Consider the following 15,395-nt stretch of genomic DNA (forward strand, 5'->3'; position numbering starts at 1 on the left):
TCTTGATGCTCGTCGCGGCGGTCTGGATGCGGCCGACGATATCGGTCAATTGGTCGGCGGTGGTATTGGCGTCGTCGCGCATCTGGGCGAATACACCCTGGAAGTCGCCGTGCATGCGTGCGGTGAGATCGCCAGCGGCGATGGACTGCAGCAGTGCCGAGAGTTTGCCCAGGTTACTGTCGCTGACCTGCATCATGGCATTGAGGTCCTGCACCATCAGCCGGAAATCGTGCTGGAACTGCTCGGCCTTGCCACGGGCACTGAAGTCGCCAGCGGCGGCGGCGGCGGCCAGCCGTTCGCTTGATTTCGGTGTTGATCGCCAGCAGGCTGGCCTTGGCCGCATCCATGGATTCGTGCAGTACCGCCCGGCTGCCGGGCAGGCGACGTGCGTCTTGATTTCGGTGTTGATCGCCAGCAGGCTGGCCTTGGCCGCATCCATGGATTCGTGCAGTACCGCCCGGCTGCCGGGCAGGCGACGTGCGTCGCGGCGCAGGTTGCCGTTGGCATATTCGTTGAGCACGGCGATGGCATCGACAATGGCATCGAGATGCTCGAACATCATGGTGTTGATGCCCTTGCTCAGCTCGCCGTAGACGCCGGGGAAATCGATGGGCATGCGATGGCTCATATCCTTGTCGGCATGCAGTTCGATCATGCGCGCGGTTTCGCTGGAGAAACGCTGCAACTGTTGCTGCATGACGTCCATGGCGACCAAGTTGGCATATTCGTTGAGCACGGCGATGGCATCGACAATGGCATCGAGATGCTCGAACATCATGGTGTTGATGCCCTTGCTCAGCTCGCCGTAGACGCCGGGGAAATCGATGGGCATGCGATGGCTCATATCCTTGTCGGCATGCAGTTCGATCATGCGCGCGGTTTCGCTGGAGAAACGCTGCAACTGTTGCTGCATGACGTCCATGGCGACCAACAGGCGGCCGGGTTCATCGCGTGCGTCGGTGGCGACGTGGTTGTCCAGGCGGCCGTTGGCGATGGCCTCGGCGGCGCGGGTGGCGCGGTTGAGCGGTTCAGTGAGGCTGCGGGTGATCGCCCAGGCCAGCAGACTGCTGATGACCAGTACCGCCACGCCACCGGCAATGAGCATGTTGCGACCATTGGCCATCGCCTGACTCGCTCGCGTTGGCGTAGGCGACTTTCATCTGCGCTTCCTGCAATTGTGCAATTTCGCGGATCTTCGCCTGCCATACCAGGATGGCGGGGCGTGCGCGTTCGCTCAGCAGGGTTTGTGCTTCCATATTGCGGTCTGCCATGCCAAGCGCGATGACCTTCTCGTCTATCTCACGCGCAGCATCTTGTGCGGCATCGATGTCCGCGCGCAGCTTCACCACGCGTTGGCTGTCTGCTGGGAAACTATCCAGCTCTTTGCGCAGATCGTTATAGCGCTGGCGATTTTTCTTGATATCGGCCAATGCCAGCGGATTGAGTTCTGGCCTTGTCACCATCGCCAAGGTGCCCATGGAGATGAGGATGCCGGAATTTGCATCGACCATGCCATTGCTGATCCGGGTTTTCTCCACATTCACCTTGACGATGCTGTCCAACTGCTTGCGTGCATTGAATATGGAAAATACCCCTCCTACGACCAGCAGGCACGAGAGCATGATCAGCACACCGAAAGCTCCCCCGAGCCGATGGCCGACGTTGTAGCGTTGTAGAAACGGTTGGCGTAGGCGACTTTCATCTGCGCTTCCTGCAATTGTGCAATTTCGCGGATCTTCGCCTGCCATACCAGGATGGCGGGGCGTGCGCGTTCGCTCAGCAGGGTTTGTGCTTCCATATTGCGGTCTGCCATGCCAAGCGCGATGACCTTCTCGTCTATCTCACGCGCAGCATCTTGTGCGGCATCGATGTCCGCGCGCAGCTTCACCACGCGTTGGCTGTCTGCTGGGAAACTATCCAGCTCTTTGCGCAGATCGTTATAGCGCTGGCGATTTTTCTTGATATCGGCCAATGCCAGCGGATTGAGTTCTGGCCTTGTCACCATCGCCAAGGTGCCCATGGAGATGAGGATGCCGGAATTTGCATCGACCATGCCATTGCTGATCCGGGTTTTCTCCACATTCACCTTGACGATGCTGTCCAACTGCTTGCGTGCATTGAATATGGAAAATACCCCTCCTACGACCAGCAGGCACGAGAGCATGATCAGCACACCGAAAGCTCCCCCGAGCCGATGGCCGACGTTGTAGCGTTGTAGAAACGAATTCATTGGATGCCTTCTTGAGAAAATAGATGGCGAATGACGTAGGTTTCTACGTGCTCGCCAGGGGGCTGGCTGGATGCTGGTCGTTCAATGCAGGATGAATCGAACGACACCTTGCAAGGTTGCGCACTGTGTTCGAGTGGGCCTCGCCACGTGTGCGGAGGTGATGGGATACAGCGCTTTGCTTCAGCGAATGGAGCGTTCGTCGTGCAGGTCGATCCCATCTGAAGCGCCGACGGCGCGGTTCATTTCGTAGACAAAATTCGCGGCGAACCGAATATCGGCGGCTCCGGCGAAATCTTGAGTGTTGCTGTCGTCGCGCGGTGCCGCGTTTGTTCGGGCACCTTGGCGGCCGCGATGGGGGGTGTTAGTCGTGATGGAGGGCCATACAAGCAAAAGCCCCGGCAGTTTTGCCGGGGCGTGCGGTGTGCTGCATGGGGCGCTCGGCAGGCGATTGGGCCTGGAAAAGCGTTGACTCAGGCCGCTTGTTGCACTCGCAGCGAGCGGACCAGACCACCGATATCCACGATCAACGCCACGCGGCCGTCGCCGAGAATCGTCGCACCGGAGATTCCGCTGATGCGGCGGTAGTTGTTCTCGATATTCTTGACAACCACCTGCTGTTGACCGACCAGTTCGTCCACTTCCAGTGCCAACTTCTGTCCATCGGCTTCCACGACCACGACCAATGGTTCGCTCTGCGGGTTTCCACCAAAGCCATAGGAGTCGCTGAGCGATAGGATCGGCAGGTATTCGCCGCGGACCCGAAGCACCCGGCCTTCGCCGGCCATGCTGCGGATGTCGTCGGCCTGCGGTTGTAGCGCTTCGATGACGTAGGCAAGCGGCAGGATCAGGGTTTCGCCGGCGACCGATACGGTCATGCCGTCCAGAATCGCCAACGTCAGCGGCAAGCGGATCAGCACGCGGGTGCCGCGACCGAATTCGCTTTCCAATTGCACTTCGCCGCCCAGGCCCTGGATATTACGCCGGACCACGTCCATGCCCACGCCACGTCCGGACAGGTCGGTGACCGCATCGGCGGTGGAGAAACCAGGAGCGAAAATCAGATCCCAGACCTGCGCGTCGGTCGGATTATCCGGCACGGTCAGGCCGCGCTCGGTGGCCTTGGCCAGGATGCGGTTGCGGTTGAGGCCGGCGCCGTCGTCGCTGACTTCGATGACGATATGCCCACCCTGGTGTGACGCCGCCAGGGTGATGGTACCGGTCTCGTCCTTGCCGGCAGCGCGGCGCGCTTCCGGCATTTCCAGGCCGTGGTCGATCGAGTTGCGCACCAGGTGCACCAGCGGATCGGCGATCTTTTCGATCAGGCCCTTGTCCAGCTCGGTGCCTTCGCCGATGGTGCGCAGGCGTACCTGTTTGCCCAGGCGCGTGGAGAGGTCGCGGACCAGACGCGGGAAACGGCGGAATACCGCATCCACCGGTAGCATGCGCACGCCGATGACCGCTTCCTGCAGGTCGCGGGTATTGCGTTCGAGCAGATCCAGGCCGGCAAACAAGCGCTCGGCGGCGGCCGGATCCAAACCACTGGAAACCTGCTTGAGCATGGCCTGGGTGATGACCAATTCACCGACCAAATTGATCAACGCATCGACCTTATCGACGCTGACGCGGATCGAGCTTTCCGCTTCCTGCGCGGCGGCCGCGTTGCCGGCGGGCGCATTGGCGGCAACCGTCGCCGCCGGCGTTGCGGTGGCCGCAGCCGGTGCCGGAGTCAGCACAGGCGCCGGTGCGTTGGCCAGACTCGGCGGTGGCACGGCGCGGATATCCAGTTCGCAATCGTCGATCACCCAGGCAAAGGTGTTTTCGATCGCACTGCGCGGGATTTTGCCGACCAGGCCAAGATCCCATGCCATGTAGGCTTCCAGCGGATCGAGATCGACGAAGCCGGGCAGGCGGCCTTCACGGCATGCAACCTGCAACGGGCCGAGATGCTCGAGTTCGCGGATGATACGTAACGGATCGTTGCCGCTCATGAACAGCGACGGCGACGGGGTGAAGCCGATCTGCCAGGCTTCCGGTTCGGCGGCCTGATTTGCGGCCGGTGTCGCGGTGGTCGGTGCGGCGTCTTTGCCGTCCAATGCGCGCTGCAGGCGGTCGTGGACGGCCTTGACTGCAGCCGGATCGGCTGCAACTCCGTGTTCGGCTTCGCGTAGCAGCGCACGCAGTACGTCTACCGATCCAAGGATGGCGTCGATCGCGTTCGCTTCGACTTCGCGCTTGCCGGCGCGCAGCTCATCGAGCAGCGTTTCTAGGACGTGGGTGAGTCCGGCCATTGCTTCGAAGCCGAACGTGGCGGCACCACCCTTGATCGAGTGCGCGGCACGAAACACCGAATTGATGGTTTCGGGGTCGCGATTGCCTTCTTCTAACGACAGCAATCCGGCCTCCATCGCGTCCAGCCCTTCGCGGCTTTCCTCGAAGAAGGTGGCGTGGAAGCGTTGCAGGTCCATGCTCATAGGGAGGGGATCCGAAAAAGAGAGAGAAAATCAGCCCAGAACTTTCTGGACGGTGGCGATCAGTTGTTCGGGGTTGAACGGCTTGACCAGCCAGCCAGTGGCACCGGCGGCTTTGCCTTCGGATTTTTTTTCTGCCGCCGATTCGGTGGTCAGCATCAGCATTGGGGTGAACTTGTAGTCCGGTAGCTGGCGCAATTCGCGGATCAAGCTGATACCGTCCATGTTCGGCATGTTCACGTCGGTGACCACCGCGTTGAAGCGCTGGCCCTTTGCGCGACCCAAGGCGACCTGGCCGTCCTCTGCTTCTTCGACAGCGTAGCCGGCCGAGGTGAGGGCAAACGAGACCATTTGGCGCATCGACGCCGAATCGTCCACTACCAAGATACGTGCGCTCATGCAGCGTTCTCCACAGATTTCAAATTTTCAGAGGTGGCAGGAAGGCCCAGCGATTCGCTGACCCCTAATAGGCGTGCCGCGTCGCTGAAGGTCGCGGTGCAGGCCTCGAATTCAGTGCGTTTGCCTTCTTTGCGGCGTGCATCCACGAACGCGCACAGAACCTGCACGGAAGCAGTGTGGATGCGGCGGACTTGGCTGGCATCCAGCCGCAACACCTCGTCCGACGTCAGGAACGTGGTGAGGCGTTGTTTCAGGTCGGCGCTGATCTCGATGCCCAGATCCTCGCCAAGTGGGACTGTGCTCATCATTACTCCGCACGAATGGTTCTATCGAAGGTAACGGCCGTCGCTTGAAAAGCTTTAGGCGGCATATCGAAAATGCGGTGTAGTCTGCAGTTTCTATTTATTTTTTCGCTCAATGCAACAATTGTTCAGCATCGAGCAGGATCATCGGGTGCTGCGTCAGTCGCGCGACGCCGCGGAAAAGATGGTTGGAAATGCGGCAGATACGGGCATTGTCCGGTGGTTCGATCTCATGATCGGTCAGGCTGGCGACGTCTTCGACAGCGGATACGCGCAGGCCCAGAGTTTCGCCACTTTCTTCCAGCACCACGACCCGCGTCTGCATGTCCATCTCGATTGGTGCCGATCCCAGGTGCAGTCCCAGATCCAGGACCGGCACCACCTGGCCGCGCAGGTTCATGATGCCTAGCATCGATGGTGCCGTACCACGCAGTGCCAGTAGCGGCACCGGTAGTACGACTTCTTGCACTTTCAGTAGCTCCAGTGCGTAGGCCTGTTCGCCGCAGCGTAGACGTAGCCAACGCGTGCTACGTTCGGTCACGCGCTCGGGGGCGGTGGCCGAGCCCTGTGGCAGGGACGGTGCCATGAAAGCTTGTAGGTTGGGCGTGAGCCGCGTTGCGCCGGGTTTTGCGCGTTCGGCTTCGGCGCGACGCTCCGGTGGCACCGCCATCGCTGGGCGCTTGACGGCGCGCGTGCTGGCGGCATCGTCTTCGGCGGCAAGATCGCGCGCGGCAGTGGAACGTTGTCGTTCCATCGCTGCGATTGCGTCTAGATCGGCCTGGCGGTCGGCGTTGGGTGCCTGCTGCGACATGATGCCGGCCAGTGCGGGATCTGCATCGGCTTCGGCCAGGACTGCGGCGGCGATTTGCTCCGGGGTTGGGCCGGTCGGTGTTGGCGTTGGCGCTTGTTGCGACATGATGCCGGCCAGTGCGGGATCTGAATCGGCTTCGGCCAGGACTGCGGCGGCGATTTGCTCCGGAGTTGGGCCGGCCGGCGCAGGCGTCGGCGCTTGTTGCGACATGATGCCGGCCAGTGCGGGATCTGCATCGGCTTCGGCCAGGACTGCGGCAGCGATTTGTTCGGGGGTCGGACCGGCTGGCATGGGTGTTGTCGTATGAGCAGGAGCCGCTGAGAGCGGTGATGTGACGTTCTGCGCTTCGCTGGTCGTGTCGTGCAACAGACCTTCCAGATAGTCGTCGATGATGTTTGGAGTACTCATGCGGCTTGTTCCATCAGCGTCGCGTCGTTGAGCAGCAGCCATTCCAGCGCGCGCCGATAAGCGGCCAGGCCGCGACCGGGATAGTCGCCGCCAACGCCAGCGATGGTCAGTGCCTTGACGTTACAGATCTTGGTGTCTACCGGAATCGCGTCTTCCCATACCCGTTCGCCATAGCTGTCTTGCATCTGTCGCAGGGTTTCGTTGCCGGCGCGGGTACGCTTGTCGAACAGCGTCGGCAGGATCGATGCGGGTAGGGGACGGCGACGCGAACGCTCGACCATGTCCACGGTGCGGACCATGCTGGCCAAGCCGTGCAGTGCGAGCGGCTCGGCTTGCGTGGGAATGATCACGCGATCGGCAGCGGCCAGTGCGTTGATCATCAACAGGCCCAGGGTCGGAGGGCAGTCGAGCAAAATGTAATCGTGCTGTCCGGCATGTCGGGCCATGGCTTGCTGTAACGCCAGACCTAATCCCGGCTGGTTGGCGCTGCGTCGCTCCAGCGTGGCCAGCGCGGTCTGCCCGCAGACGAAGCTCAGGCGTTCGATCGCGGTGGTGTGGGCAAGCGTGGAGAGTTCACTGGATGGAGTGGAGAACAGATCCACCACGCCAGCCGGTTGCGGTTCCTGGGGCACATCGAACGCTCTGGTCAGCGACGCGTGCGGATCGAGATCTAGCATCAACACGCGATGGCCGAGCATGGACAGGCCACGGCCCAGTGCCAGCGTGCTTGTCGTTTTACCCACGCCACCTTTTTGGTTGGCAATCGCCCAGATACGCATCAGTTCACTCCTTCAATGTCAGCAGGGACTGCCCAGGGGGCTGCCGGCGCTGCCGTGGCGGGGGTTGTCGAGGTGGTCGGCGCTGCACCGGCGCTGAAACGCTCTAGTGTCGATGGCGCGTTATTCGCGCTATCACCGGAATCGGCCAAAATGACCAGCACCACGCGTCGGTTGGCATTGCGTCCGCTTGCGGTATCGTTGCTGGTATGCGGGCGGAATTGGCCATAGCCGATCATCGATAGTCGAGAGGGTTGCAGGCCCTGGTCGGCGAACAGATGCACCACACTGGCCGCGCGCGCCGCCGAGAGTTCCCAGTTGGATGGGAACTGTGTGGTGGCGATCGGTGTGTTGTCGGTATAGCCCTCCACGCGCACGCCGTTAGGGACGCTCGCCAATACCTGCGCTAGCTGTGCCAAGGTCGCATGTGCGCTCTGATCCAACGTTGCAGAGCCGGAGCCGAACAGGATGTCGCTGTTGATCTCCACTTCGATCCACAACCCGGAGCGGTGTACGTTGATCAGTTTTTTCTGGATCAGGGGTGACAGTGCGGCGTCAAGGCGCTCGGCAATGCGGTCGAGCTGTTGTTGTGCGCGTCGCAGTTGCTGTTCGTCACGTAGCGCATCGGCTGGGCGTGGCAGCGACGTTGCCGGCAGCCGGTTCGGATCGACAATGGACAGCGCCGGGCTGGATCGGATTGGTGTCGGTCGCGTGTTGCCCTGGCCTTGCATCGGTTGTTCGCCCACCTGCACCGGATGCATGGTCTGCTCGGTGCCACCGAAGGCTGCGTTCATCGCGTTTGCCATGACTCGGTATTTGGCCGCGTTAACCGTGGATAACGCGTACATCACCACGAAGAAAGCAAGCAGCAACGTCATCAGGTCGGCGTATGGGATGGCCCATGCCTCGTGATTGGTGTGCTCGTCGTGGGAATGTTTGCGGGCCATGTCGGACTCAATGCAGGAATCCGGCCAGTTTCGATTCGATGTTGCGCGGATTTTCGCCCTTGGCAATGGCGATCAACCCTTCGATGAGCATTTCCTGTTCGCCGCTGCTGTGCTTGATCACGCTCTTGAGTTTGCTGGCCATCGGCAGGAACAGCAGGTTGGCCGAAGCAATACCGTAGATGGTGGCGGTGAAGGCGGCGGCGATACCCAGGCCGAGCTTGCTCGGGTCAGCGAGATTTTTCATGACGGCGATCAGCCCCAGCACTGCGCCGATGATGCCCAGAGTCGGAGCGTAGATGCCCATGCCCTCGAACACCTTGGCGGCGGCTAGATCGCGGTGGGCCTGGCCTTCCAGGTCGATCTCCAGCATGTGCCGGATGGCGTCGGGTTCGACGCCGTCCACCAGCATCTGTAGTCCCTTGCGGACGAATGGATCCTGCTGCTGCGGCAGTTCCTGCTCCAGGCCGAGCAAGCCCTGGCGTCGTGCAATATTGCTCCACTCCACGATCTGTTGCAGTACCGCCTGACGGTCGCTCGGTGGCGGCAGCAGGATCCACTTCGCAATTTTGAACGCGCGCCGGAACACCACCGGTGGTGTTTGCACAAGAATTGCCGCAAAGGTCCCCACGATCACGATGACGAACGCAGCCGGCGACCACAACGCCGAAATCCCGGCGCCTTTGAGGATGCTGCCGCCGATCAGCGAGATGATCGCCAGCAGCAGGCCGATGAGACTGAGTTTGTCCATGCAGGAGGTATCGGCAAGGGAGCGGGGGACTTAATGGGTAGCCGGGATTGGAGACGTGCACGAAACGAAATGTGACAGCGCACAAATACAAGTATTCGAGGTAAAAAGTGCAAATATCCTGGGCAGGACGTTGCGATCGCTTCTTCAACGTGTTGCGGTTTGTTTCATCAACGCGTTTGACAATGGTTTGGATAAGGGAGGCACTGTTGCCGTCCCGAACCCTTAGCTTTTCAGGCCATCCACATCCAGGATCAATGCCAGACGGCCATCGCCGATCAGGGTGGCGCCGGCATACCCTGGCAGGCCGCGCAGGGCGCGCGGTAGCGGTTTGATGACCACCTCCTCGCGACCGCGAACCTGGTCCACCACCAGACCCATACGCGATTCGCCAGCTTGCAGCACCACGATGGTCAGTAGTGGCAGTTGTGGGGCATCGACGTTGAGCCACTGGCGCAGATCCACCAATGGCAGCGTATGCGATTGCCGGTCGAGTACGGCGCGGCCGTCGAACCAGCCCAGCGAGCGGCGTGGCGCATGCAGTACTTCGACCACGCGCGCCAAGGGCAGTGCATAGACACTATCGCCGGCCTGCACCAGCAGGGTTGGCAAGATCGCCAGGGTCAGTGGCACGCGGATCAGGAAGCGGCTGCCGCGGCCCAATTCGGATTGGATCTGGATTTGTCCGCTGAGTTCTCGGATGCGCGACTGCACCACATCCATGCCGACGCCACGGCCGGAAATGTCGGTGACTTCGGATTTGGTCGAGAAGCCAGGCAGGAACACCAGATGCAGGCATTCCTCGGTGCTCAGTCGTACAGCGGCTTCCGGATCGATCAAGCCCTTTTCGCGCGCCTTGGCACGCAACCGCTCCGGATCGATGCCGGCACCGTCGTCTTGCACTTCGATGGTGACGTAGTCGCCTTCTTGTTGTGCAGACAGGCGCACATGGCCGCCACGCGGCTTGCCGGTGGCTTCGCGTAGCGCGGGCGCCTCGATGCCATGGTCGATCGCGTTGCGCACCAAATGGACCAGCGGATCGGCCAATGCCTCGACCAGATTACGGTCCAGTTCGGTGTCGGCACCGATCAGTTCCAATTCCACTTCTTTCTGCAAAGAACGGGCAACGTCGCGCGCGACCTTCGGGAAGCGCGAGAACACCTTGCCCACCGGTTGCATGCGTGTGCGCATGACCGCCGATTGCAGCCGCGCGGTGGCGATATCCAACGTGCTGACTGCACGATCCAGCTCTTCGTCGCGCAAGCGCGCACGCAGTGTCTTGAGTCGATTGCGCGATAACACCAACTCGCCGATCATGTTGACGATGGCGTCAAGGCGTTTGGTGTCCACGCGCACGGTTTGTTCGGGTTCGCTCGCCTTTGCCGCGACGCCCGGCTTGGCTGCCGCTGCTGGCGCGTTGGACTTGGGACTTGGTGCTGGCGCAAGTTGTGGTTTGGCCGCAGGCGCGGCACCGCCGTGTAGATTGTCGAGTAGGGCTTCGAATTCGTCGTCGCTGATCAGGTCCGAATCGGCGCCATTTCCTCCAACCGGCATACTGCTCTTGCTGGCTGTTGCAGCGGGGGATGGCGTTGCGGCTTCCTCTTCACCTGCGGCGAATTGCGCGATCAATTGTGCCGGGGCGCGTGGTGGCTCGTTGCCGCTACCGAACGCATCGAGCATCGATTGCAGGTAGTCCAGCGATTGTTGTGCGGCGTCGAAATGACGCGCTTCCAGTGTGGCCTGGCCAGCGCGGGCCATGCCCAGGGTCTCTTCGGCGGCATGGCACAACTCGACCATGGCGTTGATCGACAAGAAACCGGCGCCGCCCTTGAGGGTATGGAAGCCTCGGAACACGGCGTTGAGCTGGCTGCTGTCATCAGGCGCCTGCTCCAGCGACACCAACTGTTCGCCTAGGCGGTCCAGGATTTCCTGGGCCTCGATGATGAAGTCGGCAGCGATGTCGTCTGATACGGCGCTCATACGATTACAACCCCAATCCGGACAACAGGTCGTCGGCGTCGTTTTGCGACACGCCGTGGCGATCCAAGCCGGGCAATGCCGGGCCAGCCAGGCTGCCATCGGCCTTTTTTTCTTCCTTTGGCGGTAATCCCAGCGCGCCGAACCCTTCGTGCACACGGCGCACGATTCCGGCGACGCGGCGGATGATCTGCCCGGTCAGGTCCTGGAAGCTCTGCGCCAGGGCCATTTCGGTGAGGTTGTGGCGGATCTTGTCCAGGATCTCGCCCTGGTCCTCGCTCAGGCCGCCGGCACGCAATTGATCGGCGAGTCCACGGCATTGCTCTGCTAGATCCAAGGTGCGGTGACTGGCCTGTTCGGTCATTGCCACCACATGGTCCAGCCGCGAACAGGCGTCATCCAGTTCGCCGGCGTCGCTGGGCACTACTGGCAGTTCGCCCAGCGCTTGGCCCAGATCGCGCGCAAGTCGGCTCAGGCCCTGCATCATGGGGCGTGTGCGCCAAGCGGCGAGGGTATCGATCTCTCTGCGCCAGCCGGCTTCGTCACCGCTCTCCAGTGCGTCCAGCGCACCTTGGAGGCGTTCGATCAGGGCAGTGCGTTCAGCTGTCACTTCCATCAGGCAGTTGCTCCAAGGCGTTCGAAGATCTTGCCCAGTTTTTCTTGCAGTGTTTGCGCGGTGAACGGTTTGATGATGTAGCCGTTCACACCGCACTGCGCGGCTTCGATGATTTGCTCGCGCTTGGCCTCGGCTGTGACCATCAGTACCGGTAAATGCTTGAGCTTGTCGTCGCCGCGGATGTTGCGCAGCAAATCGATGCCGGTCATGCCGGGCATGTTCCAGTCTGTGACCACGAACTCGAACGGGGCCGAGCGCAATGCGGCCAGCGCGCTGTTGCCGTCTTCGGCTTCGGCGGTGTTGGTGAAGCCAAGATCGCCGAGCAGGTTCTTGACGATGCGCCGCATCGTCGAAAAATCGTCCACGATCAAAATCCTCATGTTTTTATTCACCGCTAACTCCCTAGGTTCTTATTCTTCGTCTTCCAGGCCTGCGTCGGCGGCTTCGAATGCCTTCAGGCGTCCGCGCAACCGTACCGTGGCCTGACCGTGGATCTGGCACACGCGCGACTCGCTGACTCCGAGGACCGCGCCGATTTCCTTGAGATTCAATTCCTGCTCGTAGTACAGGGACAGCACTAATTGTTCGCGTTCGGGCAATTGCGCGATCGCTTTGCCAAGTTCGCGGCCGAATTCGCTGCGTTCGAGCATCTGCTGCGGATTGGGGCCGCCCTTGGCGATGGTGTCCAGTTCGCCATGATCCTCGATACGCGATTCCAGGCTCAGTACTTGTCCGCGTGCGGCATCTTCCATCAACCGCATGTATTCGGGCAGTGGCATTTCCATCGCGGCGGCCACTTCATTGGCGGCAGCGGCGCGACCGGTATTTTGTTCAATCTTGCGGATCGCCGAGGCGGCGTCACGCGCGCGTCGGTGCACCGAGCGGGGCACCCAATCGCCACGGCGGATCTCGTCGATCATCGAGCCGCGGATGCGGATCGAGGCGTAGGTCTCGAACGAGGCGCCCTGGTCGGCATCGTAGCTGCGCGAAGCCTCGATCAGCCCGATCATCCCGGCCTGGATCAGGTCGTCGATCTCGACGCTGGCCGGCAGCCTGGCCGCCAGGTGATGGGCGATGCGTCGCACCAGGTCCGAGTGTTGCGCGATGTAGTCATTGGAACTGTTGCGCTGCACGGCGCGATAGTGGGCGGCGGCGTTCATGCGGCGACTCCACGCTGAATGATGCGTTCGACGAAGAACTCGACGTTGCCGCTCGGAACGGTCGGTGCCTGCCAGCGTGAAGTGCGCCGTGCAATATCGGAGATCGCTTGGGCCGAGGGGCTGGAGGGGTAGGCTTTGACCACCGGTTGCTGGCGTTGCACTGAAAGTCGCAGCCAGTCGTCCTGCGGTACGCAACCCAGATAGTTCAGCGACACGTCACCGAGGAACTTCTCGCAGACACGGCTGAGCTTTTCGTATAGCAGGCGGCCTTCGTTGGCGTCGCGGACCATGTTGGCGACGATCTGCAGCCGGTCCATGCCACGCTCGCGTGCAAGGACTTTGATCAGGGCGTAGGCGTCGGTGATCGAGGCAGGCTCATCGCAGACCACCACGACGGCGTCCTGCGCGGCCTGGCAGAAGGTCAGTACGCTGTCGGTGATGCCAGCGGCCGTGTCGATCACCATGATGTCCAGGTCGCGTTGCAACTCGGAGAACACATTGACCAGGCCGACGTGTTGAGCGGGGGGCAGTTCGGCCATGTAACGGCGGCCGGAGGCGGCGGGCACCACCATCAACCCGTTGGGCATGTCGATCAGGGCTTCTTCCAGCGTGCAACGCCCGGCGACCAGATCGGCCACAGTGAATCTAGGCGTCAACCCCAGTAATACATCGACGTTGGCCAGGCCGAGGTCGGCGTCCAGAAGCAGCGTGCGCTTGCCCATGTCGGCCAGCGCCATCGACAGATTGACCGAAATGTTGGTCTTGCCGACGCCACCCTTGCCACCGGTCACAGCGATCGTGCGCACCGGACCCAGCGGTTCGTTGCGCGTCGCCGATAGGGGAAACGCATTGGTCAGATTGGCGTAATCACGCGACGGCATGGTTCTGCTCCGGAGTACAGGGCTTATCGGCAGCGCGCCGCAAATCTTCAAGGCGCAATACCAGGCTGGCGGCGTTGGCGCGGTGTAGGTCGTCCGGCACACGCTGTCCATCGGTCACCCAGGTGATGGGAAGGCGATGGTCAACGACCACCGATAAGGCACTGCCAAACCGTCCGGTTTCGTCCAGCTTGGTCAGGATGACGCCCTGTGGATCGGCGCTGGCGAACCGGCGCACGACTTCGTCCAGGTCGGAAAAATGGGCGTTGGTGGGAAGCACGAGCAAAGAGCGGACGACGCGTGAGGCGCGCAGCCAGTGCAGTTGCGCGGCCAGTGCGCGGTCGCGCTGGCCCATGCCGGCGGTGTCGATCAGCACCAATTTGTAGTCGGCCAGACGCTTTAGCAGCTGCTGTAGCGAGGCATCGCTGTCGGCCTCGTGAACGGCGATCCCGAGCTGTCGGCCATAACTATGGAGTTGTTCGCGGCCACCGACGCGGACGGTGTCAGTGGTGACCAGGGCCACGTCGCGGGCGGCGTTGCGCTCCAGGAAGAGAGAGGCCAGCTTGGCGATGGTCGTGGTCTTGCCGGCGCCGGTGGGGCCGATCAGGGCGATCACGCCGCCTTGCTCGAGCGGATCCAACGCCGCGATCGGCAAGCGTTTGGACAACAGGCCCAGCATCAGTCCGCGGCCGCGGTGCAGTTCCAGGTCGGCGGGAATTTGCATGACAACGTCGCGGGTGATGCCGCCGTCGAAGCCGTAGTCGTCCATCAATTCCAGCGCCTGGGCGCGTACCGGCGAGCCGCGCAGGCGCTCGTCGGTGAGTCGATTCATTTCACGTTCGATCATCTGCCGCATCAGCGCCAGTTCGTCGCGCAGTTGCGTCAATTGTTCGTCGTTCTGCGGCGCCGGGAAGTTGGGAACTGCGGTGAGCGTGGTGGCTGCCGGAATTTCGGCGCTCTTGCTCGGGGCCTCGGCGACCAGCTTGGGCGTGCTCGCTGGCGCCAGTGCCACGGCGGGGATGTCTCTTCGTGCCAGGCTGTATCCGCGGCGGTGGGCGCAGCGGCGAGGGTTGTACTGGCAGCGGGAAATGGTGTTGGCAGCGAGACGTTGATCGGCGCGTTGCGGAACACATCGTCGGGGATGCTGCTCTGGGCAGTGGCCGGTTCCTGGACGGCGGCCGGTGGCGTGAGTGTCGATGTCGCAGTGCCGAGCTTGCCAAGCGGCCGCGCCGACGTGGCGGCGCTGGCATTGCTGCGGCGCTCGCTGATCGCGGCCATCATCGCCATCGCCGAGTTGGGCCCTGCAGCTTTTTGACGTGCGGGCCGTGGCGTCGCCGCTGTGGTGGCCGGACGTGGCGTTTCCTCTGGACGCACTGCGTCCAGAGCGCGTTGTACCAGTGTCTCGTCGTAGTTGCTGGCGGCGACGATCTCGATACCTTCGTCGGTTCGCCGGTTGGACAGGATCACCGCATCCGGACCCTGCTCATCGCGCACCATACGGAACGCGGTACGCATGTCTGGAGCGACGAAGCGTTTGATTTTCATGGGGACACCTTGGCGCCGTGACGCGTGAGGGGGAGCGCGGGACTGAAAAATCGGCACAGACGCTGTTGTCGTTCCGAGCGGTGGTATGCGGGTGTGCAGATATTCATATGTCCTGTCCGATTCATGCCTTTAC

14 protein-coding genes and 3 pseudogenes are annotated in these 15,395 nt (G+C 61.9%); all 17 read right to left on the bottom strand.

What is annotated here, in order from left to right; translation table 11 throughout:
- Nucleotides 1–4 precede the first annotated feature (4 nt).
- Nucleotides 5–685, bottom strand: a pseudogene (locus tag XANALMUS060_RS22965) (hypothetical protein); the annotation flags it as partial.
- Between the two features lie 270 nt (nucleotides 686–955).
- Nucleotides 956–1,087, bottom strand: a pseudogene (locus XANALMUS060_RS22970) (HAMP domain-containing protein); the annotation flags it as partial.
- Nucleotides 1,029–1,622, bottom strand: coding sequence for an MCP four helix bundle domain-containing protein (locus XANALMUS060_RS21745; protein ID WP_235430321.1), 594 nt, complete (start codon nucleotides 1,620–1,622; stop codon nucleotides 1,029–1,031). The gene XANALMUS060_RS21745 and the pseudogene XANALMUS060_RS22970, both read right to left, overlap by 59 nt.
- Before the next feature lie 2 nt (nucleotides 1,623–1,624).
- Complete coding sequence (locus XANALMUS060_RS21750) at nucleotides 1,625–2,164, bottom strand: MCP four helix bundle domain-containing protein (protein WP_235430323.1); 540 nt, start codon at nucleotides 2,162–2,164, stop codon at nucleotides 1,625–1,627.
- A 536-nt stretch (nucleotides 2,165–2,700) separates the two neighbouring features.
- Complete coding sequence (locus XANALMUS060_RS02510) at nucleotides 2,701–4,701, bottom strand: chemotaxis protein CheA (RefSeq protein ID WP_045736971.1); 2,001 nt, start codon at nucleotides 4,699–4,701, stop codon at nucleotides 2,701–2,703.
- A gap of 30 nt (nucleotides 4,702–4,731) precedes the next feature.
- Nucleotides 4,732–5,097, bottom strand: a complete 366-nt coding sequence (locus tag XANALMUS060_RS02515) for a response regulator (RefSeq protein WP_012915881.1) — start codon at nucleotides 5,095–5,097, stop codon at nucleotides 4,732–4,734.
- Complete coding sequence (locus XANALMUS060_RS02520; protein WP_045727408.1) at nucleotides 5,094–5,402, bottom strand: STAS domain-containing protein; 309 nt, start codon at nucleotides 5,400–5,402, stop codon at nucleotides 5,094–5,096. The genes XANALMUS060_RS02515 and XANALMUS060_RS02520 overlap by 4 nt, the downstream gene beginning before the upstream one ends.
- A 109-nt stretch (nucleotides 5,403–5,511) precedes the next feature.
- A complete protein-coding gene (locus tag XANALMUS060_RS02525; RefSeq protein WP_045736972.1) occupies nucleotides 5,512–6,618 on the bottom strand; it encodes a chemotaxis protein CheW in 1,107 nt (368 codons plus the stop codon).
- A complete protein-coding gene (locus XANALMUS060_RS02530; protein ID WP_045736973.1) occupies nucleotides 6,615–7,397 on the bottom strand; it encodes a ParA family protein in 783 nt (260 codons plus the stop codon). Before XANALMUS060_RS02530 ends, XANALMUS060_RS02525 begins: the two co-directional genes overlap by 4 nt.
- Nucleotides 7,397–8,341 (bottom strand): flagellar motor protein MotD, encoded by a 945-nt coding sequence (motD, locus tag XANALMUS060_RS02535; protein ID WP_045736974.1) that lies wholly within the window; start codon nucleotides 8,339–8,341, stop codon nucleotides 7,397–7,399. Before motD ends, XANALMUS060_RS02530 begins: the two co-directional genes overlap by 1 nt.
- A gap of 7 nt (nucleotides 8,342–8,348) precedes the next feature.
- Complete coding sequence (locus XANALMUS060_RS02540; protein ID WP_045736975.1) at nucleotides 8,349–9,089, bottom strand: flagellar motor protein; 741 nt, start codon at nucleotides 9,087–9,089, stop codon at nucleotides 8,349–8,351.
- Between the two features lie 222 nt (nucleotides 9,090–9,311).
- Nucleotides 9,312–11,066 (bottom strand): chemotaxis protein CheA, encoded by a 1,755-nt coding sequence (locus tag XANALMUS060_RS02545; RefSeq protein WP_045736976.1) that lies wholly within the window; start codon nucleotides 11,064–11,066, stop codon nucleotides 9,312–9,314.
- A gap of 4 nt (nucleotides 11,067–11,070) precedes the next feature.
- Nucleotides 11,071–11,679 (bottom strand): protein phosphatase CheZ, encoded by a 609-nt coding sequence (locus XANALMUS060_RS02550; protein ID WP_045736977.1) that lies wholly within the window; start codon nucleotides 11,677–11,679, stop codon nucleotides 11,071–11,073.
- Nucleotides 11,679–12,071: a chemotaxis response regulator CheY gene (gene cheY, locus XANALMUS060_RS02555; RefSeq protein WP_045729011.1), complete on the bottom strand. Its 393-nt coding sequence runs from the start codon at nucleotides 12,069–12,071 to the stop codon at nucleotides 11,679–11,681. Before cheY ends, XANALMUS060_RS02550 begins: the two co-directional genes overlap by 1 nt.
- An 18-nt stretch (nucleotides 12,072–12,089) precedes the next feature.
- Entirely contained in the window at nucleotides 12,090–12,839 is a 750-nt protein-coding gene (locus tag XANALMUS060_RS02560; RefSeq protein WP_012915890.1) for an RNA polymerase sigma factor FliA, read from the bottom strand.
- On the bottom strand, nucleotides 12,836–13,720 hold the full coding sequence (locus XANALMUS060_RS02565) for a P-loop NTPase (protein ID WP_045736978.1): 885 nt from the start codon (nucleotides 13,718–13,720) through the stop codon (nucleotides 12,836–12,838). Before XANALMUS060_RS02565 ends, XANALMUS060_RS02560 begins: the two co-directional genes overlap by 4 nt.
- Nucleotides 13,707–15,262: pseudogene (flhF, locus tag XANALMUS060_RS02570) on the bottom strand (flagellar biosynthesis protein FlhF). Before flhF ends, XANALMUS060_RS02565 begins: the two are co-directional and overlap by 14 nt.
- Between the last annotated feature and the right edge of the window lie 133 nt (nucleotides 15,263–15,395).

Origin of the sequence: Xanthomonas sp. MUS 060, assembly GCF_000963215.1 — a bacterium.
Classification (GTDB): Bacteria; Pseudomonadota; Gammaproteobacteria; order Xanthomonadales; family Xanthomonadaceae; genus Xanthomonas_A.